Genomic DNA, 22,512 nt, shown 5'->3' on the forward strand with positions numbered 1-22,512 from the left:
GTCGCCCAAGACCCCGGCGGTGCACAGGAACACGTCGCCCCAGGAGCCTCGGTGTCAACATTGGTACAACGTGACATATCCGGTTCACACGAGTGGTTGCGCGACGCTGCGCAGCACAGTCCGTGCGGCAGCCCGAGCCGGCTGCGGCGGCTGATCCGCCACATCGCCGACGACGACCGTGATGCGTTCCGCGAGTTGTTCGATCGGTGTTCCGGCCGCGTGGCCGCCGGTCTTCGCCGGCAAGTATCAGACCAGCACCGGTTCGCTGGCGTGTTCGCAGGCACGTTCGTCGAGGTGTGGTGGCTCGCGGGCTGCCACGTCGACCCAGACGTAGATGTTGTGGCATGGATCGACGAGATTGTTCAGCGGCGGGTGACAGACAGCCGGCCAGCCGCATTGTCGGCGGCGATTTCCGCCTCACCCGATGCGGGTTCGCTCGGCCCGATGTGGGCTCAGGGCGTGGAGGCTGAACTCGCCGGACTGCTCAGGCGGCGGTAGCTGACGGCCACCCGACATCCAGGCAGACACTGTCAGGGCAGGTGAATGGCACAACCCTCACCGTCGAAATTGACGACGCCACCGCGGAAATCGGCGACCGCGACCGGCCCATCGGCTTCACCGCGCGGCCGGACAAGCGAGACACCAAGACAGCGGTTGCCTCGGCCCACCGGGCACAACCGTGCGGAGTGTCGACGACACGGGGTTGCCGGACTATCAAGACGGCTACGTGATCAGGTGCCGGGTCGTTCTGTCCTGACCCGGTTGAAGCGAAGCAGCCGCGACAGCCGACTTCGCTGATCCTCGGTCATCGGAGGTGCGGACGCTGCCAACTCTTGAATCCACTCCTCTACAGCCGGATCAGTCAGGAGACGAGCCATAGGTAACGTGCCCCGCGCCTGCGGATGCCCGGGAGTATTCTCATGCTCGTTCAGTTCGTCGGGCTCTTCTGCCATCTCAGTCTCCAATTCCTTCTTGACGTGCTCTGATGCGACTACGGCGACGTTGTACAACAGCCGCCGGCACGGCTGCGGTCGTGCCTGACGGCGTGCTCATCGGACCGCCGGGCAAGACTGCTGGGATCTTGGCCGCGTAGGCCGGGTGTCGTCAAGAACCTTGTTCGCCGAGGCCGTCGCCGGGTCGACGAGGCGAGGGTGCGGCCACGAACTGCAAACTGCTTGGTCGTCGATGTACCAGTGGACCTGCAGCCCGAGTCGTTTCGCCGCTGCTAGCGCACCGGTGACCTTGGCCATACAGAAGCCGATGTGCAGGCGGGCGTAGAGCGTCTCCTCGGTGCGGATCTGTTATGGAGTCCGTGCTGCGAGCGTCTCCGCGACTGCGTGAATCCCGGCCTGTCGGTCGTCACGGGTTTCCTGGTGTGCAGCCTCGCGGTGATGAGCGACGGTGAGGAGATCAGCGATGGCCTCCGGGCCGCCCCAACCGTTGACCTCGTGCCGGCGCAGGCGAGCGCTAACCCAGTCGGCCACCTCTGAGTCGAGCCGAAGCCGCCCGACCACGATGTCGACCAGGTCGGCCGATCGGCGTTCCGGCTCGTCGTCGGCCGTATCGGAGGACGGTGTGTCGCCCATGGTTACTTCTGCGTGGTGTCTGGCTGCGGTGAAACCGCCAAGGCTCGGCGCACTTCCTCTCGGCGGCGGGCGGCGTCGACGGTGCGCAAACGCTGCACTTCGACAGTAATCGCAAGTACCGTCTCGGGGGCGAGGTCACCACGAGGGACCGAGTTCAGGCGAGACGCCTCGTCTGGCTCCACGCTCTCGTCGACGTTCAGCAACTCTGCAAGTCCGAGCAGGTGGTCGATTTGTTCCACGGTGCTCGACATGATCGCTAAGACCTGCTCGGCGGCAATCCGGCGCGCCATTGCTGGCACCGGCGCAGGCGCAACCCGGTCGACGTTGAGGTCGTCGTCCGAGTCATCTTCGCCATCGCCGACAGCGAGTGCTGCCTCATCGGTGTCCGGGATCTTGATGACGCCGATAGGAAACAGTGGGTTAGGTTCAGGTCGGAGAATGACGGGGTCCGCCACGGCCTCGACCAACTCGGATGCATGCAATGGCCGCCCGGCACGCTGGAGGTCTTCGGCACGGCGGACCGCCGCCGACAGGGCGCGGGCGAAGTCCAGCGTGCCGGCGCGGCGAGGCCATTGGGCCTGCCAGGTCAGGGATCGGCGTAGGACGCGCCGTGCCCATCCTTCCGCCGCCGCCGTCCGCTCAGGACCGGCCGCCGCGCGTTGCTCGGCCATCTGCGTCTCGTGGGCTCGGAGTGCTTCCGCACGCTCGCTGAGGTGGTCGAGGTGGTCGATGCCGCTTAGTTCGGCGTGCGCGCGGATGCAGCGGTCGAGGTCGTCGAGGCGGGCCGCGACAGCGTCGTGGACGAACCGCGACGTCAGCGCCCGGAGCCCGCCGACGTCGGCTTGGGTTGACTCCACCCCATCGCTTTCGAACGTGTGTTCGCCTATCACGGCGGTGACTTTAGCCCGCGGATGATCTGCTGAACAAGCGACACGGATAGCGGCCTGAACCGTCCAAAGTCACGCGGCGAGGGGTACCTCGTCATCGAAAGGGATGCCGGCGAATTCGTCGGCGGTGATCACGATGACCGGGGCGCTGGCGGCCTCAAACGCTTCGACGATCGCCGGGCGGGGCTTCTTGGTTACCGGCTTACCGGCGTGCCGGACAAGCGCCTGATGTACGGCCATCGGGGTCATGCCCACAACCTCGGCCACCGCGGTCGCGGTGCCGAGCCGCTCGATGCTCTCAACGATCGCGTCGGTACGGGCATCACTGATTTGCTTGACGATAGGGAGGCGGTCACCGCGGGTGTATTCGCCTCCGTCCCAGCCGCGCGCCGCGGACAGTTCACGACTGACGACGGTGAGGAGGATCAAGCGGTCGTTGCCGGTGATGGCCGGGTCAAGGACCTGGTCGAGAATCTTGCCGAGTAGTGCGTGTATGTCACCGACACGCTCGGCGATGTGGGAGGGGATGCGCATGGGGGCGGGCTTGGCTTTAGGGGCGGCGGTCTTGCGGGCCATCGGAGGCTCCTGTCGGGAGGGCAGAACATCTCTGAGTGAGTTGTCGGCAGGTGCGACCGGGGGTTACAGCCCGGAATCACTGATCGCGCAATGAACTGCGTCACCGCTGAACGGTGGAGTTGCCAGCCGGTTAGCGGCGACCCAGCCTCATGCTCTGTTCTCGACATTGGCCTTGGTTAGGGGGCCTGTGCGGAGCGCCCTCGATCGACCCCGCTCGACGCCCGCGAACGACCGCCGTTTCGCCCCCCCCCGACGCTTCGATCGAAAATATGCCGCCGCAACGAAACCACACCGGACTGCCTGTCAGACCCGAATAACCCAGAGCAGTGGCCGGATCACCAGGGCCACCACAGTCCAGGCGACGGAGTCGCTTGGACCTGACTGCCGGGGATCGACGCAGCGCCTGTCGCCCGCCCCGGACCGCCGGGGGCCCTGCCAGGGAAACCGGGTTGACAGGGGTTGCCGTGGTTACGTCAGCCGTAGAAGCGTGCCCGCCGGTGACTGCACACTGCATCACGGCAGCGGCTGGATTCCGGGTGGGCGGAGAGCCGCCGGCGACTGCGGCACAGGCTCCGAGCGCATGAGCGGGGGCCCGACAGGTCAGGAAACGGCGAAGGGCCCCGGTTGCCCGGGGCCCTTCTTGCAAGGTGTCCAGCCTTTACCGCGTCGGTCCCCCCACCGAGAGGATCAGTCGCACTATGAGTACCGGCGTCTGGTCCGACACTCTGCACCAGTTCAGGCGGCCAGTTTTTCGCGGGCTGCTGCCCACCGGGCAACCGCGGTCCCAATGCCCTTATCCGGGCGGGCGTAGTCGAGCACGTCGGGTGCTTCGGCGAGGATGTCCCGCCAGTCCGCCGGGGTGGCGATCCGCGGCGGGGTCCGAGCCGCCCACTGGTCGCAGATGGACCTGACAACGGTCGCCCGGTCAGCAGCGTGGGTCAGCGGGGTCGGGGCCACCGCCGGGGTCGGGGTCGGGGTCGGGGTCGGGGTCGGGGTCGCCAGGATTTCCGGGCGGACCGTCGGCAACCCCACGTCCGCTGGCGCTGCCGGCTCCGCGGCAGGCTCCGGGGTCGCCTCCACCGGCAGGGCAGGCGCGTGCTTCACCGCCGGGGTCGGGGTCGCCTCATGGGTCGGGGTCGGGATCGCCTCCACCGCGTGGTCCACCGTCGGGGTCGCCCGGGCCATCGTCCGCTCAATCAGGTACGTGAACCCGTGGAACGAAATCGCGAGCAGGCCGGGCATGAGGCTGTGGGTCGCCCGGCCCATCAGATCCGTGTCCTCCGCCGCGATCGCGTTGAAAGCCGCCGACAACACCGTGGCCAGGTAGATGAACGCCCACGGCCACCGGTGCCGGCGAGTCGGGTCAACCAGCGGCAGACCGACCAGCAGTAGCGACATGACGATCTGCAAACCGTCCAAGCCGACCGGCAGGGACCACGCCGGGTTGAGGTGAACACTGCCGGCGTACGCGGTCAAACCGTTCCATGAAGCAAAGCCGGTTGCCGCCGCAGCGGCGAGAAGAGCGGTGGCGGCCAAACCCATGAAGAAGACACGGCCGCGAGTCAGGCTGGACATTCTGTGATTCCTTGCAGGTCAGTAGGGGTTCAGGCGGCGATGTCGCGGGGGAAAGCATCGGCGAGCGCCAGGTTGTGCAGGGTGTCGACGAGCGGGCCCTCCGGGTCGCCGCCGAACTCGACGATGAAGTCGTGCACAACCTCCTCGATCGCCTCGCCCGTGTTCAGGCCCAGGCGGACCAGCAGGTCCACCTGCTCGGCCAGGTAGCCGGCAAGGTCCGACCGGGGGGCGGTCATCGTCACGTCCAGGTCGACGGAGATCAAGTTCGAAAGGGTGTTCATTGGGACTTCCTTGCGTGGCTGCCCTTGCGGCGGCCTCACAAGAGGTATCGACGTATAGCATTCTCTGACTTGCTAGACAGTCCGGGCATACCTGATAACCCGGACAGCCACCCCGGCTGACCGAGCAGCCGACCCCACAATCGATCGGCTAACCCTGATGCACCCAACCAGCCATCCACCCCCGCTGGCCGGCGCACCCCACCACCATATTTAGTTGCACTTTTTTCGGGGGGTCAGCATCAGGGTCCAGATGGCCTCTGACCAGGGAATATTCCGCTTTTTGGGGAAGTCCCGAAGCCTCATGAACGAATCAGACGATTAATCAGGTGTCCCCGGGGTCGATTCGTGTCCGGTTTGTCCGATAGTGGGGTCGACTCAAATCAGGGGTTTACAGCCCACCAGCATCAGGCGTCCAGACTGGTCAGCGACCCCGCCTGACCGTTCGGATGACCCGGCAATCCAGGGCCGCCGACCCCGGCCGATCCATCGACGACTCTCACACCAATGGGCTACAAGGCCATCGATGGATCATCGGTTGGGTCATGCTGCGACGGTGAGTGCCTCGTCCATGGTCTTTGTGAAGGCGGCGATCGCAGTGTCTGGTCCGGTCTGGAAGCACCGGGTCAGGATGTTGGTGACGGTCTTGACCCAGCGGGCCTCAGTGGCAGCGTCCGTGTTCTGTCCGCCGGCGATGATCCCCTGCGCGACCGCGTCGATGTCGGCGTCGGTGGGGTTGTATTTCACGCGGGCGGACGCCGCTGCGGCCCGGATCGTCAGGCTTGCCGACCGGCGGTCAGCGGCGGTGATTTCCACGGTCGGGGTCGGGGCTGGGGCGGCGAACGCGTCAACCACCGGAGCCGGAGCGGCAGCGGTACGGCCGGTGGCAGAGTCGACCAGGTTGACTGCGGCGGCCCGCTGACCGTCCACGTCGTCGGGGGAAGCGAACGCATCGGCTACGGGTGCCGGCACAGCGACCGGGGCGGGTGCTGCCTCGACTGCGGGGGCCTTAATGGCTTTGGCTGTGCGGCCACCACGCTTGTCGCGGTTCGCGGCCAGGCCGGCGGACGCGGCACACGGCGCGAGCCGGACCTTCGGGAGGCGCACGCCCATGTAGCCGCTGCTCTTGGAAGCGATCCGCTCTTCCATGGTCAGGTCCCGCAGGTTCCAGGTGAACTGGTAGGTGCCGTAGCGGGGGTCCTTCTTGCCGCGAATCAGGATCGGCTCGGCGAGGGTCAGGTACGCGTCCGGGCTGTTCCGCCATCCTTTGTCGCTCTTGTCCGCGGCGGGGTTGCTGACCAGGCTGGTCGGTTCGCCGCATAGGAACTGGATGGCCCTGAGGGCGGTTTCCCGACTCATTCCGAACGGGCTCTCGACGTCGTCGGTGGTCGTCGAGAACTTCTCTTCGAGGAAGTGGGCGCTGACGGAGAACTTCACGGCCGCGTAGTCCGCAGCGGTCAGGGTCGAGTAGGAGACCCCGTCGATGCGAGTCGCGGCGCGGCGCGGGTCGTCGAAGATCCCGGCGAGGGCGATCATCACCGAGTACGCGGTGTAGGGCATGCCCATGATCGGGTTGGCGATGGCGAGAACAGACATGGTGGTGGCTCACTCTCAGGCGGTACTACCGGTGGACGCTCTCGGTATCGGCGTCCGGGCTACTGGAACCCCGCCCGGCCACCTAACTCTGAGTTGCACTGATGGCATCGGAGCGGCCAGAGCCCACCTTGAAGCGACTGAGACCCAGATCACCCCGGCCGCCGCGGAACAGCCCCACGTCGACCACCACGCACCCGTAGCACCCCATCCAGCCACCACGCTGTAAGCGCCCCTGAGCCCCGTCCAGCGGTACAGACACACATCCGGACCCAGCACGACTACAGCCGCGCGTCAGCGTGGCCCGCAGCCACGATCTGAGGCTCGCACAAGAATCTGACCGACGACGGCGTGCTGCAGTAGTCGAACCCCCGCCGGTGCAGCACTGTCGGCATCCAACGAAAGCGACGACTGACAGAGACGTCAAAGGCCCCTTTAAAAGAACGTTCCGGCGACCAGCCGGTGCCGCCGTCACGGACAGGAGTGACACCAGGTCGCGTTGACTGTCCCTCGCGAATGATGGATGAGGAAGCCTAGGCGAGGCGCAGCCGAAGCCTTGCCGAGGCGCAGCCGAGTCGCCGCAGCCGAGTCGCCCTTGACCTTCGCCGTTGCCCTGACACTCGAACCGGCCGAGACCCGCGCGTCAGCGACGCGTCGCAGCGCCGCGGCGGGGATCTACCCACCCACTCTCGGGTTCCTACAGAGGTCAACTACAAGTTGTCCCCTACTCTTTTGGGTACTACTTGGGTTGAAAAATTCAACGGGGGTAGTTGAAAAGTTCAACGGGGGTAGTTGAAAAGTTCAACGGGGGTAGTTGAAAAGTTCAACGGGGGTAGTTGAATACTTCAACCACACCCGTTGAATAAATCCACTTTGACCCGTTGAAGAATTCAACTACTAGTCGAGTGACAGGGACGACACGGGACGACGCGGGTGAGGGCTCCCTGCCGGCTCATTGAGGATGCAGTGAGCCCTCGAATGGACACGGAAAAGGCCGGCCCAGGCGGACCGGCCCTGCACGTAGCGGCGGATTGTCAGACGGTGGCGGGCTCGCGGCTCGCTGCGTCGAGAGCGTCAGCGAGGATCATCAGGTGCTCGGCAGCGACTGCCCGGACCTCCGCGGCCCGTTCCATCGCGGCGGCGGTCAGCAGGCCCTCGTAGGCGGCGTCAACCTGCCAGGGGAACACGGCGGCGGCGAGGTCAGCGGCTTGTTCGCGGAGGATCTCAGCACTCCACTGGGCGGCGGCCCGCGACATCGGGGGGGATGGAGACGGGGACGATCTCGGTGCGGCTGTCCGTGGTCTGCATGGTCGCCCTCCTTCGATTCCGGGTTACACCCTGTACATCGGCATCGACGGGAGCCAACCGTCGGGTCACAGCCCCGTGACGGCTACTCGGCCGCGGCGACCGCCCGACGGCCCGTCTTGGTGACCACACCAGCACGCGGGCCGGTGGGCTGTTCGACCGGCCGGGGGTTCTGGTAGTCGCCGGGTGTCGCCGATTCCCGAAAATTGACCCCTGGGGGGTTCTTGGGTTCGAACCCACCGGGGGTCAGTCTTCAGGGAGCGGCGACACCGGGTGGGGTGCCGCGGTAGATCTGCTGCGCCCGCTGGTACGACACCCTGAGTTGACGACCGATCTCGGCCCACGACAAGTCGTCGGTGCCTTTCATCGTGATCACGTCGGCCTGCCGCGACTTGCGGACGGCGACCTGGGTGGCGGTGATCGCGTGCAGCACCTCCCGGTGTCGCTGGCCCGCCTGGCGCTGTCGTCGGCGGCCTGGTAAGCGAGGCAGGCGGTCAGCAGGGTGTCCACAAAACTCTGGCAGCAGTGGAGCACGGCGCTGTTGACGGTGCTGATGTCGTTGATGGCCTGCGGGCTGATCACGGCCCTGATGTCGAGGGGGAGCGTGGCCAGATGGTGAACGCGAGTTCATGCCAAACGCACCGCGGTGGCGGTGACCGGTGCGGCTGCAATGTTGCTGGCTACGTTTGTCGGCGGATCAGATCCCTGAAGATCTCACGCAGATAGAACAAGACGGCCATGAGCGGCAGGGCCCCAATGATCCAGAGGGCGATACCAATGGCCGTTACCCAGCCGCGGTCGGGCAGCTCGGGTCGGGAGTAGCCGATGCTGCCGCGGCTGCCGGTGTGCTCGCCGATCTGCAAGGTGTCGCCGGGCTTCTCACCTTTGAAGAAGCCCGGCTTGTCGATAAGGACGCGAGAGGAGGGCCCATTGTTCCAGGCGATCGTGACCGTGCATTGGTCGTAGTAGCCGAAACCGTCCAGGCTGATCGGGCCGCGGCGTTCGCACTGTTCGACGGTCGCGGTGCCGGTGCGTCGGGCATCGGCGAAGTCGTGGCCGGTGAACCGTCCGATCGTCATGGACGTGGCGATCAGGACGAACGACAGGGCGAGCAGGATGATGATGCCGACTAGGTTGGTCAGCCACTTGCTGCGCTTGACCTCGACGACCGGGCCGGCCTCGGTGGCAGGCTCCTGCTTTGCCGCTCGGGTTCGGGTTACGTCCGCTTCTGCCTCGGCGAGCAGTTCGGCCATGCGGCGCTTGCGGTAGGCCGCGCGGTCTTCGTCGGTCATCGCTTACCTCACGTCGATAGTTCGCATCACAATGGCAGGTCGATCGCCGGCGGATGCGGCTCATCGTCACGCAGGCCGTCACCGGTGGCCCCACTGTTCTGCAGGCTGTTCATCTTGACGCCTTCCCGCAAAGCATCGACCGCCACCTTGGCCTTGGTGCCGTAGACAACATCATCGGTTTGGCCCAAGGCCCGGTACGCCGACTTGTACGCCCCCGAGGCACCCTCGCTGTCCGCGAGGTAACTGTCCGCCTGGTGAACCTTCGTGGAGTTCAGGAAAACCGAGCCGTAAGTCGTCTCGGAGATGGTCTCGTCCATAAGTTTGGTGACGCGGGCCGTGATCGCCGCAAGGGCGGGAAACTTGCTGCCCAGTGCCTCGATGGCCTCGTTGAGCCGCTTGAGCACTCTCACGATCTTCGCCGTGCATTCGGCGACCAGTAGCGCCACCTCGGCGAGGACCTTCGGGATGGTCACCACCAGCAGGGCCTGGAGCGCTTTGGAGATGGCCGCACCGACCACCTCGGAGATCAGGTCGCGCACGGTGTTGCGGACGACGCCGACTATGCTGCCGGCGATCAGTGTGGCCTCGGCCATGGCGTCGGCGACCTCGCCCAGCGCGAGAGCGCCGTCGGCCATTTGAGAGGCTTTCGCCCGGTACGCTGTGGCGGCGTCGGAACCCCAGTGCGACGTGGTCGACTTGACCTGGCCGGCGAAGTATTCGGTGGCTTCGTAGGTGCGCGTTTGCAGGTTGCGCCAGCTCGCCGCGTGCCCCTCGATTTGTTTCGGGTCCCCGGCGAGCCAGTCCAACGGCTCGCGCAGGAAGTCGACGTGCTCCATCAGCCACCCGACACCGGCCGCGAAGATCGCCTGGAACGGGTCCATGATCGCGCCCAGAGCGCTGAGACCTACCACAGCACCGTTGCCGAAAATGCTCAGTTTGTTACCTTCGGCGAAGCCATCTTTGACACCCATCGCGGCTTCCAGAATGCCGGCACCTTCGTAGCCCTTGGTGTCGGCTTCCGGGGCGATGAGGCCCGGTCGGGAGATCGCCGCTGCGTCACTCATCGGGTCCCCCGCAGCCGTTCGGCGGCGCGCTCATCACTGTGGTCGTAATCGTCGGCCATCGCCCGGAGCAGGTCGGCCAGGGCCTGCATGCCGTCCACCGCCTTACGGTAGGAGGCGATTGCCTCTTCCCCGTGCGGGTTCAGGTAGGTGTTCGTGAACAAGGGTCCGACCAGATGCCCGTAGGCGCTGCTCGACGCTCTGATGTAGGAGGCCGCGCCTCGGGCCTCGTCGAGCATCCGGGAGACCTCGTCGACGTCTCGCGCGTGCGCGCGCACCTCGTCCGTGGGGATGTCGATGCCCATCAGCGTTGCTCCTCGCCGTCATCCACCGCCGGAAAGCGGTTCGAATAGGCTTCAGCGACGAACGCCGCCGTGCCGGAACCAGCGCCGTACATACCAGACACGATCGCGCTGACTTGCTCGGCAAGCCGGGCCTGCGCGCGCCGGGACGTGGCCAGCACAAGCCGCGCCAGCTCGTCCCGGGACAGCCCGTCTGACTCAGAATGGAACCGCAAGTCGGCCAGCCCACCCGCCGAGTCGACACGGACTGTTACCTCGCCGCCCGCCGAACGCACGGTCACAGCGGCAGCCTCCAGTTCGGCGCTGAGCTGCAGCGTCCGCTGCGTATGTTCGCCGACACTGGCCTCGAAAGAACTGATCATCTCGTCCGGATCAAGCGGCACGTCCCAACCTCCCCCTAGCGCGGGACGACAGTTTAAACGGGGGTATCGCGAACAGTTGAAGTGAATCACTTTCAGTAAGCATAGATGCGCATGCCAAGCGTCGAGCCCTAACTCGGCACGCGCTGAGCGCTCGCCCGACGTCTCGTGACCCGCGTTGCGCCATGGCCGCGGGTGCCATCCCGACGCATTCTTCGAACTCCGGTACGCGCGGACATGGGTGAAAGCGACAGCGCCTCATGGGTCCACGACTTCCTCCACGGCCCCGCATTGGTTAAGGGCCGAGTCGGCGACGTCGGTGCATGATCGCGACCAAAATGGTTCCTGCGAGCAGCAACAGGCCGACGAGGATGAGCGCCAGCAGGAGTGGACTGCCCGCTTTGGGTAGGTCGTCGGTCTCGGCTGCTGTGGCCGGCCCGGGTACGGCGGCCTGCGCACCGCTGGCCGCTGACGCGGGCATGGACGTTGCGGGCAGCGGGGTCACGTCGGCGGTCAGCGCCTTGAGGATGTTGAGACGGCCGTACCCGTAGGTGTCGTCGCGGCCTAGTGTCCCTGCGTCGTCGGCGGTCGCGGTGAGGCGGTGGACGATTTCAGCAGCGTTGATGTTGGGGTACTTGGCGCGCACCAGCGCCACGGTGCCGCTGACGATGGCCGAGGCTTCGCTGGTGCCGTTGGCGATGTCGTATCCCGTGGGGCCGGTGCTGGTAGTGGCAATCCGGTCGCCGGGGGCGGCTAGGTCGACCTGCGGCCCGGTCACCGAGAACGAGGCGATCTGGTGGTCCTGGCCGTACGCCCCGACGGTCAGCACCTCCGGATACGCGCCGGGGTAGTCGCCCGGCTCGTCGCGGTTGCCGGCGGCGGCGACCAGCACGATGCCGGCGGCCTGGGCTTTGCGGATCGCGTCGTGCATCGTCTGGTCGTCGGCCCGGGCGAACGACATGTTGATCACGTCGGCGTGGTGGGCGATCGCGAAGTCGACTGCCTCGGTCATGAACGTGGCCGAGCCGTACCCGTTGATCGGGGCGCGGATCGGCAGGATCTTCGCGGCCGGGGCGATGCCCAGGATGCCGTCGGAGGACCCGTGCCCGCGGCCGGCGATGATGCCCGCCATGTTCGTGCCGTGACCTTCAGGATCGTCGCGGCCGGTTTTGTCGTCCCAGGCGTCGTGGTGGGTGTTGTACCCGGACAGGACCGCGCCGGTGAGGTCGCGGTGTTTGGCGTCGACCCCAGTGTCGATCACCGCGACGATCACCCCGTCGCCGCGGGTGATCTGGTGGGCCTTGGCGATATTCAGATCGGACAGGTACCACTGCCGGTCCCGGGCCGTGTCGGCCGCCGCCGGTGCCGCCGTCACCCCCACGAGGGCGATAACGGTGACCGTGCCGGCCAGTGCTCGGCCGATCATCGGCCGAATCCGAGAACCCCAGGGCCGGGGTCGTGCCGCACCGGCGTCGTGTCCGGCGCGATCACCGGCGTCACCCCGTCCAACGCCTCCCACTGTTCGTCCGCCTCGCCGTGGAACGAGGACTGCTCCTCGTCCGGGTGCCGGCCACGACGGTTGCCTTGGGTGCCAAGCGGCGCTTGACCCGTCACGCCTCGCCGCCCACCCAGTTCTCCTTCGCCGATCACGGCACCCGAGGGCAGTCCCCGCCGGATCGGGACGGCCTGCCGGCCACTCGACGTCCCGCCTCGCCCAGCGGGAACCCTAATACCACCCGCGCCGAAGCCGCCCACGCCGGCACCCGGAACGAGCCCCAGCGAGCCGGGTGTAACGCCAAATCCGCCGGGCACTGCACCACTTCCCGGTCCCGGCCCGGCCGGAAGTCCCACGGAAACTCCCAGGCCAGGCGCAGCCGCAGGTAGCGGAGCCGTCACACCGCTCAGCCCCGGCCCGATCCCCAACGAGGGGTCGTGTCCCGTACTCGGACCGGGAGCAGGCACCGTGCTCGACCCGCCAGCGCCCGGGCCGGACCCATCAGCCAGGTCCGGAAGCACCGGATCGTGCGGCACTGCAACTGGGACCGGCGTGGCCCGCACGACGGTCGCACCCGAGCCGCCGCCCGATGATCCATTGCCGTCGACCAGCGGCGTCGTGGCACTGCTCGTGCCGGTACCCATGGAGTACAGCGTCGGTGCCTGGATCTGAGTGCCGTGGTCGGCGATCGACGCTTCGGCCTTACTCATCGCCTGCTGAGCCCTTTGGTCGTACTCGTCTTCGGCATGGTCGATGAACCGCGGAATCCAGTCATCGCTGACCTGCGCCCGGCCCGCCGCTAGCTCCCGAACCGTTGCCTGCGCCTCGCCGATCGCCTCGGTGACGCCGCGCAGCCCAGCCCGGGTGCTCTCGGCACAGGTCAGCGTCTCCTGCATCGAATCCGCCAGCTCGCCGATCTTGTCCAGGAACATCACCGCCGACGCGTTCTTCTCCGGCGGCCACACCGCGGCCAAGTCCTCACCTACTTGAACCAGCCGCCGGTGCTGCTCGCGCACGGAGGTGGCCAGCCCGTCCCAAGCCAACACCCGGTCCGCGCCGGTGCACACGTTTTCGGCCTGCAGCATCCGCCAGATCGCTGGCAGATTGTAGGAACTCCAGTCGGTTCCGGCCATCACACGGCCCCGTCCGTCGTCGACCCGACGGCTGCGTCAGCCGCTCGTACCGCGTCGTGGATCAGATCCTGAACCTTGCGCTGTGCGTGCGCGGAGGTCATGTCAGACGTCGCGAACAGCCGCGCGATCTCCTGCGCCGCGCCCGCCAGCACGCCGGCCGCAGCGTGGTGGGCCCGCAGGTTGGCCTCAGTGTTCGCGAGTGCCTGCGCGTAGCGGATCTTGGCTTCCGTCGCGGCGCTGCTCGGCGTGAGCCGGGCAGCGAACTCGACACCGTGCCGGTGCAGGCTCGCACCCCTATCCGCGGCCACGGCGAAACCGCTCTCAGCATCGGTCTGCAAGTCACGCCCGACCTCACCGACCTTGTCGGTGTCGATCTGCACTCCGTCCGGCACGCTACCTCCCCGTTGCCCGACCGCGGCACGCCATCATATCGACGATGATGAAGCAGGCACGCTCCTGACATTCACACGACAGAGAGGAGGTCCAGGTTCGAGATCAGCGCTCGCAGTGGAGTTGACACCCATTGCCGAGTGACTCCAGCGGGTACTGCCTCCAGCGCGGGTCACCGCCACCAGCCACCTGGCCAACTCGTCGAATTCCGACGTGGTCCGCTGATGTGGGGGTATCCGTCGAGGCGTGATGTCCTGGCGGGGTTGAGTTCGCTAGGGGATGCGATCGCCCATCACGATGTAACGGCCGCGAGTTCCCGGCACCCCCGGTGCGACGGCGCTCATCGCCCATCGCCCGAAGTCAGCTCGTGACGAACCGTAATCCGTGCACGCCACTCGCCAGCCGTAGCCGCCGAACAGCGCTTCGGGGTCGTCGCTACCGGAGTGCCATGCGTGCCCGCTTGCGGCCATACGGTCCAGCCAAGGCCGCATAGTAGGGCTGGTCAGTGATGATGCCGTGACGAAGTCGGCGAGTATCCAACTCCCGGGCGCTGAGAGGTCGCTGATGTCCTGCATCAGGGCGTTGAGTTGAGGTCCGTCAAGGAAGTACAGGAGCCCTTCAACCAGCCACAACGTCGGCGACTGCGGTCGAAATCCGGCGTTGCGCAACGGTGCGGACCATTGTGCGGTCAGGTCGACGCTGACGGTGATACGGGTGCACGTTGGTGAGGCGCTGGCCGCTCGCAACTGTTGGGCCTTGAGGTCGAGCAGCTCAGGACGGTCGAGTTCGTAGAGCCTGGTATCCGGTTGCCAGTTCAGCCGGTATGCCCGGCTGTCCATTCCGGCGGCGACGAGGACCACTTGCCGTGTGCCGTACCGGGTAGCTATGTCCTGCATGGCGTCGTCGAAGAACCGGGTTCTGACCGCTAATGCGGGATCTTCGACGCCGCCTTGAACCGTGGCTTCGAAACTCCTCATGATCTGAGGACCTTCATCGCCGGCTAGATACTCGGCCAGCGGGTCGGTGAACAGGTGGTCGGGCCGGGCATGTTCGCGAGCGCGTAGAGAAGCGGTCCACAGCGCAGTACGGGCCAACGGATCCAACTGTGCGTCCATAGCTCAAAATACCAAAATTTCTGCTCAGACCAGGCGACCGGAAGTAGAAATCCCCTGGTCGTTGCGCGTTTCTGCGGTGCGGCCTCACGGGCGGAACCCAAAGTTGTGAACGCCATGCGCGTCGGGGATCGAGTCAAGGCGGTAGTACGACCGAGTTGGTTGTTGTCGACCCGCGATTCCCCGGTCACGGCCATTCGGCATGAACATCACCCGGAAGTGTCGCTGCTCGGACCTGCGCGTCAGTGGTGCAGTCCGACGAAGGACGGCCCGACTCGGGTCGGCAGGATCTGCACGTCTGACCACACGTTGCCGAGCATGTAGGGCTCGATAGCGAGCCATTCGTCGAGTTCGGCGCGGCTGGGGAAGTCGAGGACGAGCATGGAGCCGATCATGGTGCCGGCATCATTGAGGATGGCCGATCCGTACAGCATCTTCCCTTCCCTGACCAATGTGTCGCCGAGCGCGATGTGCTGGTCGCGAGCGTTCAGCCGGCGGTCGAGGGCTCCGTCGTCTTTGCCGTCGTAGGCGATGAGCAGGAACTGCATGATCTCCCCCTTCACGGGTTGGCAGGTTGTTGTGGCACCTCGTTCAGGACGAACGAAGCCGGCCATGTGGTGGTGCCGTCATGTCGGATACCGGCGAGAATCGTATCGGTGAGCCGGGCGGTGGTGAGGTCAGCGCCACGCAGGTCAGCACCGCTGAGATCGGCACCGCTGAGGTCAGCGGCGATCAGGCAGGCTCCGGCCAGGTTGGCGCGGTTCAGGCGTACCCGGGCCATGTCCGCGTCCTGCAGAGTTGAGTCCTCCAGGTGGCAGCGGTTCAGGTCAGCCATTTCGAGGTTGGCCCTGCGCATGTTGGCACCGGACAGGTTGCTGTCGGTGAGCGTGGCCTTCGACAGGTTGGTGCGTTCGAGGTTCGCTCCGGCGAGGTTCACGCCGTTGAGGTCGGCGTTTTCCAGGGTCGCCCCGGCAAGGTTCGCGCCGGACAGCGACGCCTTGGTCAGGGTGCCGTCGTAGAGCCAGCCTTGGGCGTCGAGTTCAAGGACCGCACGAGCGGTCAGCCCGTGGTCGGTGCTGCTCAACTCGCGAATGAGTTGCAGTTTGAGGCGTCGGGTTTCGCGGCGTCGGCTGAGGCTGTCGACGAACAGGATGACCAGGGCGATGCCGAAGAGTTCCGAGCCTACGTTGGCGTACATGTCGTCGAACAGGCCGCCCGCGGTCCAGCCATGTCGGCGGACCTGCCCGATCCATAGGATCAGGATGCCGCAGCCGAGGATCGCGATGCCGATGATGGTGGACGGCTCGACCCGGCGTAGCCGTGGACGATTGATAGCCCCTCGTCGGATCATCGGATTGTGCCTGGGACGTCGAGCGGCGGCAGGGTGCGTATTACCCGGAACCCGATGTAGTAGTTGCGGTTGGTAGGTAGGTGAGCGTTGCGGCAGGCGGAGCGGCCGTAGCGGGCCGATAGGTTCCAGCAGCCGCCGCGGAGGACACGCCGGTCACCGGTGTGGAGGCCGACCGGGTCGGTGCGTCCGGTGGGCGGGTAGGGACCGTACCAGTCCAGGCACCATTCCCAGCAGTTGCAGTGGATGTTGAACAGGCCGTGCCGGTTGGGCCGCAGGATTCCGGCGGCGTGGGTTTTCAAGCCGGAGTTCGACTGGGACCAGCCGTAGAAGTCCAGTAGTCCCGGGTCGCTGCCGAAACTGAACGGGGTCACGCTGCCGGCGCGGCACGCGTATTCCCATTCGGCCTCGGTCGGGAGCCGGTACCCCTGGCGGGTGAGGTCGAAGTCGTCGCGGTCGCCGGAGATCTGCCCGCGTAGCGCTTCGACGTCCTGGTAGCACTGTTGGTCGGTGCCGATGTCGGTCTGGGCAGTGAGCCAGTGGCAGTAGTGCACTGCCTCGAACCAGGTCGCGGCGACTACGGGTTCGCTCCGTAGAGGGCTCCATTCGTCGATGTCGGGCAGGCCGGTAACGTCGGCGTCGGCCATGAACCGTTCGAACGCGCCGCGGGTCACTTCACCGGTGCAGACCGCGAAGGGCCGAGTCAACTCGACCGGCTGCCGCGGCGATTCGTAGGCGCTGCGGTCGAGTTCGGACTCAGGGGAACCCATCTCGAAGGTGCCCGGCTGGTAGACGGCGAAAGTCAGCACCCCGGCGGGTGTCGAGCTGCTGAACCAGCCACGGCCCGGGTCGTACGGCACAACCCGATCGGTGATCTTGTCAGCGCTGGCGCTTTCGTCCCATCGGTGCAATAGCCACCGGCAGGCGGAATGGACGCCGGCGTCAGGATCGTCGCGGTACAGGTCCAGAACATCGCCGAGGACCCGGTCGCGGTACAGACCGTTCATGTCTTTGGGAGTGAAGTCGCCGAGGGTCAGCAGGATCGTGTATCGAGCACCTGCGGTGGGTGCCTGAGCGAGCAGGTCAACGAGCAGGTCGGCCGCGACGCCGCGGGCGCGAGCCTGGTGGACGAACTGGGTGATCGTCTCCGGGTCGGTGCTGTCAACGAAGGCGTCGGCGATACCGGACGCGGAGCCGAGGCGCAGCAGGCTGCACGCTGCGACCGCGCGTCGGCTACCGGCCGCTATCCGCTCGGCTTCGTCGCTGGGTTCAGTGCCGGGGTCGCGCACAATGCTCCGCAGTGCTGCGCGGGCGATGTCCGCCGTCGTGTCGGACTTCGCGACGGCACCGATGAACTGTTCGAAGTTCTGCGGCATGGACTCGCTGGCGCGTTGAGCGAGGAACGCCGGGTTGTCGTCGGCGAGTTCGAGCAGGAGCACGGCCGCCGATTCCCGGACGCTTTCCCGCTGGTCGCGAGCCTGGAAGAGTCGCTGCATCGGGTCAAGCAGCACCAGCCTGACGGGACGCAACGCCACGACCCATTCCCGCAGGTGTAACTGGTTCTCCCGAATCAGGGTGTCGGCGACCTCTGCGGCGATCGTGGGCCAGCGCAGGTCGTCGGGGTCGAACGCGGCGAGCAGAACCGCGGCGCGGAAACGGGTGTTCGGCGAGGACGAGGCGTCGGTGGCGCGTTCCCAGAGCCGTTCGGTCAGCCGTGCATGTTCCGGCATCAGTACGGTGGTGATGATGACCAGTTCGTGGGGCTCGACGGCGTCGAGTTCGTGTATGAGCTGATCTGCCTGGCCAGCGTCGATCGGCAGCAGCGCCAGACGGACGCGCCAACGCTCGCTCGGCCCGGTGGTCATGAGCACGTCCCGTAGGCGGTCGTTGACCCACCGCCGGTGCCCGGCCAGAGCGCCGACGATGCCGGGGACTTCGTCCGGGCGTGCGGTCAGGAGCCGATCGACCTGCAGCAGGGCTTGTTCGCCGGCGTCGCGGTCGCGGGCCTCAACGCTGCGTTGCACGTACTCCAACAGGTCGGGTACGACGCTGTCGGTGCCCTTGACGGTGAGCCAGTTCTCGGCCTCGGTCAGGATGCGGCCCCGCAGCAGCGCTCCGTCCTCTTCGCCGGTCACAGCCCACTCCTGCTGCCATTGGCGGATGCGCTGTTGCCACAACAGGAACTGCCGGTCCTCCATCAGCCATGCCCGCAGCCGGTTCCAACTGCGAATGACCGCCTCATGGGCGACCTCGACGGTCTGCTGCCCGGTGGCGTCGCTGTCGGTGACCAGCAACCGGGCGTCGGTCATCGCGGCCACTACCGTGGCGACCCGCGGCAGGCTGGACAACTCAGCGAACGGGGTTCGGCGGCGGGTGTCGTTGCCGTCCTCGTTCGGCCGTGCGACGCGTACCAGGCGCGTGAGTAACTGCCGGGCGGTGTTTTGCTGTTCGGGGGCCAGAGACGTGTAGACGTCCTCGGCCTGGGACGCGATCGCCCCGGCGATCCCGCCGATGTCGGCGTAGGCGTCGTGGGTCAGCGTGTCTGCGGTCTGCCGGTCCCACAACAGCATCAGGGAGAACTCCAGCAGCGGCAGGTTGCCCGGCTCCTCACCGACCTCGTCCAGGATTCGCTCGACGAGCCCGTCCTCAATCGTGATGCCACTGACCTGCGCCGGTTCGGTGATCGCACTGCGCAGTTCGTCGCGGCTCATCGGCGGGAGGTGCACGACACTGTCCTGCAACGCCTCCGACAGGGCGCGATGGGCAATGACCTGCCCGTAGAAGTCACCTCGTAACGTCAGCACCACCTTCACGCCCATTGCCGCGGGACCATGCTGGTGCGAGATGTCCACCACGGCGTCAAGGAAGTCCCGGACGACCGCCGGGTCGTGCCCGTGGGTGAAAACCTCCTCGAACTGGTCGGCGAAGATCAGCAGCGGGCGCTGCCGGCGCTGCACCAACTGCTCCGCCGCCGCGTACAGCCCACCATTCCGCAGGCTGTGCGCCAACGCGTTAGTAGTCTCGGTCAGCGCTGGCTGGCCCAGATCGGGTTCAAGTAGCGGCATCATCGCGACGGCAAGCGAGGCAAACGGCCGCGACCCCGGCCGAAACGAGGCGACGAGCCACTGCTGACTGTCACGCAGGCGGGGGATCACACCGGCGTAGACCACCGAAGACTTACCGCTGCCGGATGCGCCCACAACCCCGACCAGCGAGGTGTGGCGAAGTTTGCTCAGGACCCGCTCGCTGACCACCGTGCGGCCGTGGAACAGCGCAGCGTCCTGCTCCCGGAACGCGAACAGGCCACGATAGGGGCACTCGGTGCGAGACCTCGGACGGACGCCAGGGCGGTCCGAGTCGTTCGGGGTCTGCCGGTAGACTCGCCACAGTTCACCGACCTCCCGACCTTCTAGGTTCAGGGCTTCGGCGAACCGCTCCAGGTATTGCGGGGTCGGCGCGCGTTCGCTGCGCTCAACCAAGGCGATGACACTTTCATGGAAACCGATCTGGGCTGCCAACTCGCGCTGGGACAGCGACATCCGTAGCCGACGGTCACGCAGCATCTCTCCCAGCGTCTGCTCCGTCACCGCCCCGGTCCTCGCGTCAACGCCCGCACGTCTTGTGCTCCTCACTCACGGCTAACTCCAGCAAATCAGAGGGTGTCCAGCGCGCCGGCCGAGGAAGCACGACATTCCTACCCGGCGTCCGTGACGCTGGGGGGTGACCGCGTGCAGCCTCGTCGCGTCGATGACCACCAGGTCGCCCGGTCTGATAGCCACCTCGACGTCAGGTGCCGGTAGTAATGCACGGTCGGCCCCGTACACGCTTCCGGGAGCCTGCAGGGCGACCAGCTCCTGCTCGCTGGGTCGCAGTCCCCACAACTGCAGGGTTCCGCCGTCGTCCGGGACTTGCAGGTAGATGTTCGCGGCGAACTGTGCGGTGATCCCAGATGCCGCAGCGACTCCCGGCGCGTCGCGGGCGAAGACGTCGTTGTGTGGCAACAGTTCGCTGCCCTCGGGAAAAACTCGCACCACCCCGGCGAACATCGGCCTTCCGGCGATCTCAGCCCGCCGTAGTCCCATCGATTCGTCGAGCAACCGCCACAGCAGATCCATAGGTGAGGGATGCGGCTGGCATGCCGCACGGATCTCCGTCACCAGCGTCTCAGCCCGTGACAGGTACTCCTCCAGCGCCTGCGTGTTCGTGTGGCTGTCCTCGTCGTGGGTTTCGTAGTGGCTTTCCCCTACCCGCATCAACTCCGACGTGTTGCGGTACACCGACAGACTCGGATGCTGGGTCAGCCGGTCAGCGAGGTACCCGGCAACATCGGGGGCGACGAACTCGGAGATCCGCAGCGCACGGACACGACCCGCGTCGAGGTCATCGAAATGTCGGGCGGTGAAGGTGTCAACTTCCCGTACGAACTCCACCTGCCACCTCCTTACTCAGGCCGGGCGTATGAGGTAGAGGCGGTCCTCGACGACGAACCCGTCGAGGTCACGGTCTTGCGCATACTCCGCCAGGTCACTCATCCGGTTGATGAACCCCCTACCTCGAAAATTCAGCGAGGTGTTGCACAGAACCCCGATTCCCGTTCGGCGATGGAACGCGCTCAGCAGGTCGTGGAGCACCGCATTCTGATCACGGCGTACCGACTGGACCCGGGCGCTGCCATCTACGTGAGTGACTGCCGCGAGCCGCGGGGTACGCACCTCCTGGAAGTGCAGCATGTAGGGGCTGTCGGAACGGCCTGCGAAGTGCGTAGACATCTCCTCCTCCCGGCACACCGGCGCGATCGGCCGATACCCTTCCCGGCCCTTGATCTTGTTCAGCCGGTCCCGCATCGCCGCATCGAACGGTGCCGCCAGCAACGACCGATTTCCCAACGCCCGCGGACCCATCTCGTATCGCCCCTGCACCCAGCCCAACACCAGGCCATCAGCGAGCAAACCGGCTACCTCGTCAAGGTCAAGCGGACGTGACCGGTAGTCCTCGACGGCGGTATCAATGACGAATTCGGCACCAGCGTAGACACTCCAAGTGATCTTCGCGTCACCGGTGAAGTGCCGTTGGGCATCTACCGCCGTACCGATCGCCGAGCCGGTGTCGTTCGTGCACGGCGGCACGAACACGTCCGCGAACAACCCAGTCTCCTGCCAGCGCGAGTTCCACGAACAGTTCAACCCGCATCCACCCGAGACCAGCAACGGGTAGCCCTCGGTCAGCAACTGCCGTGCTGTTGCGGCGAACCGGTCGAAGATCGCATCTGACAGATGCGCCGCGAGGTTCTTGAACGACTGCGTCTCGACGCCCGCGTTGTGAAACGGCGACCACCGCACCGACGACTTCGGCGTCCCAAGCAAGATCGACTCCTGCGACAAGATGAAGTCGATCAGGCGACGTTCCTCGTCACTCGCGTCCGCGCCGTCCGCGAACGCTGTGAGCGCCATCATCTTGCCGGCGTTCTCGAAGCGGAAGGCTGGTGGCCCCTCCGGGACTGCCGGGTCAGCCAGGGCGAACGCAAACTGATACTTGTTCCCAGGGTCCTCCAGTACCTGCGCCAGCCGCACGATCCGCCCGTCCGCGGTCATCTCGTAGAAACTGCCAATGTTGCCCTCCCATACCAGGGCATAGCACGGAGTTCCCTGCGCGAATGGCGACAGTCCGTACGCCGACATGAGGTGGGACCGCTCATGCGTGGAGGAGAACATCGCTACCGGACGCCCGAAGATCGTTGTTGAGCCCACCTCGACGGTGGACTCGTCCCACCCGAAGTACCCGGCGTTCAGGCTGCGCTCCACTGAGTGGAAACCCTTCACCCACCCGCTGAGACACACGGCATCGGGGATCTCGTCGCACAGCGACATGGCGTCGAGGACCACCGACGGAGTCACTTCCGCGTAGCGCGGAAACGAATCCTTCTCGGCCTCCAGCGCGAAGATCAACTTCCCGCCGTCAAGCAGCGCCACCGACCCGTCATGGCCAGGTTTGAACGACAGAATGCGCACGTCACTCCCAGCCCGGACGACGATCGGTAGTGAGCAGATTACCCAGAGCCCTGAGGGCGGGCAATGCCTATCGATGCGAGAACCGCCGGACCGCTCAACCTGGGCAACTCCGAAGACAAACCGCAGCGCAGCCGGCGTCACGCCGCCCGTGCGACGTCGCCTACGCCGGCAGCATTGAGCATCAGCCGGCTACCCGCTCGGAACCGCTCGCC

22 protein-coding genes are annotated in these 22,512 nt (G+C 66.3%); 1 reads left to right on the forward strand and 21 read right to left on the reverse strand.

Features of this window, described 5'->3' with window-relative positions:
- Positions 1 to 51 precede the first annotated feature (51 nt).
- Positions 52 to 498, forward strand: coding sequence for a sigma-70 family RNA polymerase sigma factor (locus tag Ate02nite_RS42070; RefSeq protein WP_203813535.1), 447 nt, complete (start codon positions 52 to 54; stop codon positions 496 to 498).
- Between the two features lie 803 nt (positions 499 to 1,301).
- Here Ate02nite_RS42070 and Ate02nite_RS42075 read toward each other — a convergent pair.
- The 21 genes from Ate02nite_RS42075 to Ate02nite_RS42175 all read right to left on the reverse strand — a co-directional run bounded on the left by Ate02nite_RS42075 (position 1,302) and on the right by Ate02nite_RS42175 (position 22,300).
- On the reverse strand, positions 1,302 to 1,586 hold the full coding sequence (locus Ate02nite_RS42075) for a hypothetical protein (protein WP_203813536.1): 285 nt from the start codon (positions 1,584 to 1,586) through the stop codon (positions 1,302 to 1,304).
- A gap of 2 nt (positions 1,587 to 1,588) precedes the next feature.
- A complete protein-coding gene (locus Ate02nite_RS42080) occupies positions 1,589 to 2,476 on the reverse strand; it encodes a hypothetical protein (RefSeq protein WP_203813537.1) in 888 nt (295 codons plus the stop codon).
- 69 nt (positions 2,477 to 2,545) lie between these two features.
- Positions 2,546 to 3,049: a hypothetical protein gene (locus tag Ate02nite_RS42085; RefSeq protein WP_203813538.1), complete on the reverse strand. Its 504-nt coding sequence runs from the start codon at positions 3,047 to 3,049 to the stop codon at positions 2,546 to 2,548.
- Between the two features lie 735 nt (positions 3,050 to 3,784).
- Positions 3,785 to 4,624 (reverse strand): DUF2637 domain-containing protein, encoded by an 840-nt coding sequence (locus Ate02nite_RS42090; RefSeq protein ID WP_203813539.1) that lies wholly within the window; start codon positions 4,622 to 4,624, stop codon positions 3,785 to 3,787.
- Positions 4,625 to 4,653: 29 nt separating this feature from the next.
- The gene (locus tag Ate02nite_RS42095; protein ID WP_203813540.1) at positions 4,654 to 4,905 is read right to left on the reverse strand and encodes a hypothetical protein; all 252 of its coding nucleotides are present in this window, start codon (positions 4,903 to 4,905) and stop codon (positions 4,654 to 4,656) included.
- A gap of 540 nt (positions 4,906 to 5,445) precedes the next feature.
- The gene (locus tag Ate02nite_RS42100) at positions 5,446 to 6,498 is read right to left on the reverse strand and encodes a hypothetical protein (RefSeq protein ID WP_203813541.1); all 1,053 of its coding nucleotides are present in this window, start codon (positions 6,496 to 6,498) and stop codon (positions 5,446 to 5,448) included.
- A 1,031-nt stretch (positions 6,499 to 7,529) separates the two neighbouring features.
- Positions 7,530 to 7,751 carry a hypothetical protein gene (locus Ate02nite_RS42105; RefSeq protein ID WP_203813542.1) on the reverse strand — a complete coding sequence of 74 codons (222 nt, stop codon included), beginning with the start codon at positions 7,749 to 7,751 and terminating at the stop codon, positions 7,530 to 7,532.
- Between the two features lie 302 nt (positions 7,752 to 8,053).
- Positions 8,054 to 8,233, reverse strand: coding sequence for a hypothetical protein (locus Ate02nite_RS42110; protein ID WP_203813543.1), 180 nt, complete (start codon positions 8,231 to 8,233; stop codon positions 8,054 to 8,056).
- A gap of 247 nt (positions 8,234 to 8,480) precedes the next feature.
- Positions 8,481 to 9,092, reverse strand: a complete 612-nt coding sequence (locus tag Ate02nite_RS42115) for a DUF6346 domain-containing protein (protein ID WP_203813544.1) — start codon at positions 9,090 to 9,092, stop codon at positions 8,481 to 8,483.
- A 26-nt stretch (positions 9,093 to 9,118) separates the two neighbouring features.
- Positions 9,119 to 10,156, reverse strand: coding sequence for a WXG100 family type VII secretion target (locus Ate02nite_RS42120; RefSeq protein WP_203813545.1), 1,038 nt, complete (start codon positions 10,154 to 10,156; stop codon positions 9,119 to 9,121).
- Entirely contained in the window at positions 10,153 to 10,458 is a 306-nt protein-coding gene (locus Ate02nite_RS42125) for a type VII secretion target (RefSeq protein ID WP_203813546.1), read from the reverse strand. Before Ate02nite_RS42125 ends, Ate02nite_RS42120 begins: the two co-directional genes overlap by 4 nt.
- Positions 10,458 to 10,838, reverse strand: a complete 381-nt coding sequence (locus Ate02nite_RS42130) for a YbaB/EbfC family nucleoid-associated protein (protein ID WP_203813547.1) — start codon at positions 10,836 to 10,838, stop codon at positions 10,458 to 10,460. The genes Ate02nite_RS42125 and Ate02nite_RS42130 overlap by 1 nt, the downstream gene beginning before the upstream one ends.
- Positions 10,839 to 11,109: 271 nt before the next feature.
- Complete coding sequence (gene mycP / locus Ate02nite_RS42135) at positions 11,110 to 12,240, reverse strand: type VII secretion-associated serine protease mycosin (RefSeq protein WP_203813548.1); 1,131 nt, start codon at positions 12,238 to 12,240, stop codon at positions 11,110 to 11,112.
- Positions 12,237 to 13,442, reverse strand: coding sequence for a hypothetical protein (locus Ate02nite_RS42140; protein ID WP_203813549.1), 1,206 nt, complete (start codon positions 13,440 to 13,442; stop codon positions 12,237 to 12,239). The genes mycP and Ate02nite_RS42140 overlap by 4 nt, the downstream gene beginning before the upstream one ends.
- Positions 13,442 to 13,834: a hypothetical protein gene (locus Ate02nite_RS42145; RefSeq protein ID WP_203813550.1), complete on the reverse strand. Its 393-nt coding sequence runs from the start codon at positions 13,832 to 13,834 to the stop codon at positions 13,442 to 13,444. Before Ate02nite_RS42145 ends, Ate02nite_RS42140 begins: the two co-directional genes overlap by 1 nt.
- Before the next feature lie 270 nt (positions 13,835 to 14,104).
- On the reverse strand, positions 14,105 to 14,947 hold the full coding sequence (locus Ate02nite_RS42150) for an SAM-dependent methyltransferase (protein WP_203813551.1): 843 nt from the start codon (positions 14,945 to 14,947) through the stop codon (positions 14,105 to 14,107).
- A 239-nt stretch (positions 14,948 to 15,186) separates the two neighbouring features.
- The gene (locus Ate02nite_RS42155) at positions 15,187 to 15,492 is read right to left on the reverse strand and encodes a YciI family protein (RefSeq protein WP_203813552.1); all 306 of its coding nucleotides are present in this window, start codon (positions 15,490 to 15,492) and stop codon (positions 15,187 to 15,189) included.
- Positions 15,493 to 15,503: 11 nt separating this feature from the next.
- Complete coding sequence (locus tag Ate02nite_RS42160; protein ID WP_203813553.1) at positions 15,504 to 16,295, reverse strand: pentapeptide repeat-containing protein; 792 nt, start codon at positions 16,293 to 16,295, stop codon at positions 15,504 to 15,506.
- Positions 16,292 to 19,879, reverse strand: a complete 3,588-nt coding sequence (locus tag Ate02nite_RS42165; RefSeq protein ID WP_203813554.1) for an nSTAND1 domain-containing NTPase — start codon at positions 19,877 to 19,879, stop codon at positions 16,292 to 16,294. Before Ate02nite_RS42165 ends, Ate02nite_RS42160 begins: the two co-directional genes overlap by 4 nt.
- Positions 19,880 to 19,930: 51 nt before the next feature.
- Positions 19,931 to 20,722 carry a 2OG-Fe(II) oxygenase family protein gene (locus tag Ate02nite_RS42170; protein WP_203813555.1) on the reverse strand — a complete coding sequence of 264 codons (792 nt, stop codon included), beginning with the start codon at positions 20,720 to 20,722 and terminating at the stop codon, positions 19,931 to 19,933.
- A 15-nt stretch (positions 20,723 to 20,737) separates the two neighbouring features.
- On the reverse strand, positions 20,738 to 22,300 hold the full coding sequence (locus tag Ate02nite_RS42175) for a carbamoyltransferase C-terminal domain-containing protein (RefSeq protein WP_203813556.1): 1,563 nt from the start codon (positions 22,298 to 22,300) through the stop codon (positions 20,738 to 20,740).
- Positions 22,301 to 22,512 lie beyond the last annotated feature (212 nt).

Source organism: Paractinoplanes tereljensis (assembly GCF_016862435.1).
GTDB classification, from domain to species: domain Bacteria; phylum Actinomycetota; class Actinomycetes; order Mycobacteriales; family Micromonosporaceae; genus Actinoplanes; species Actinoplanes tereljensis.

What these genes read in the sequence shown, in the direction of transcription:
- Ate02nite_RS42120 (WP_203813545.1), bottom strand. Translation starts at nt 10,156, where the DNA reads ATGAGTGACGCAGCGGCGATCTCCCGACCGGGCCTCATCGCCCCGGAA.
- Ate02nite_RS42150 (WP_203813551.1), bottom strand. Translation starts at nt 14,947, where the DNA reads ATGGACGCACAGTTGGATCCGTTGGCCCGTACTGCGCTGTGGACCGCT.
- Ate02nite_RS42105 (WP_203813542.1), bottom strand. Translation starts at nt 7,751, where the DNA reads ATGTCGCGGGCCGCCGCCCAGTGGAGTGCTGAGATCCTCCGCGAACAA.
- Ate02nite_RS42090 (WP_203813539.1), bottom strand. Translation starts at nt 4,624, where the DNA reads ATGTCCAGCCTGACTCGCGGCCGTGTCTTCTTCATGGGTTTGGCCGCC.
- Ate02nite_RS42140 (WP_203813549.1), bottom strand. Translation starts at nt 13,442, where the DNA reads ATGGCCGGAACCGACTGGAGTTCCTACAATCTGCCAGCGATCTGGCGG.
- Ate02nite_RS42100 (WP_203813541.1), bottom strand. Translation starts at nt 6,498, where the DNA reads ATGTCTGTTCTCGCCATCGCCAACCCGATCATGGGCATGCCCTACACC.
- Ate02nite_RS42160 (WP_203813553.1), bottom strand. Translation starts at nt 16,295, where the DNA reads ATGATCCGACGAGGGGCTATCAATCGTCCACGGCTACGCCGGGTCGAG.
- Ate02nite_RS42155 (WP_203813552.1), bottom strand. Translation starts at nt 15,492, where the DNA reads ATGCAGTTCCTGCTCATCGCCTACGACGGCAAAGACGACGGAGCCCTC.
- Ate02nite_RS42085 (WP_203813538.1), bottom strand. Translation starts at nt 3,049, where the DNA reads ATGGCCCGCAAGACCGCCGCCCCTAAAGCCAAGCCCGCCCCCATGCGC.
- Ate02nite_RS42075 (WP_203813536.1), bottom strand. Translation starts at nt 1,586, where the DNA reads ATGGGCGACACACCGTCCTCCGATACGGCCGACGACGAGCCGGAACGC.
- Ate02nite_RS42095 (WP_203813540.1), bottom strand. Translation starts at nt 4,905, where the DNA reads ATGAACACCCTTTCGAACTTGATCTCCGTCGACCTGGACGTGACGATG.
- Ate02nite_RS42125 (WP_203813546.1), bottom strand. Translation starts at nt 10,458, where the DNA reads ATGGGCATCGACATCCCCACGGACGAGGTGCGCGCGCACGCGCGAGAC.
- Ate02nite_RS42115 (WP_203813544.1), bottom strand. Translation starts at nt 9,092, where the DNA reads ATGACCGACGAAGACCGCGCGGCCTACCGCAAGCGCCGCATGGCCGAA.
- mycP (WP_203813548.1), bottom strand. Translation starts at nt 12,240, where the DNA reads ATGATCGGCCGAGCACTGGCCGGCACGGTCACCGTTATCGCCCTCGTG.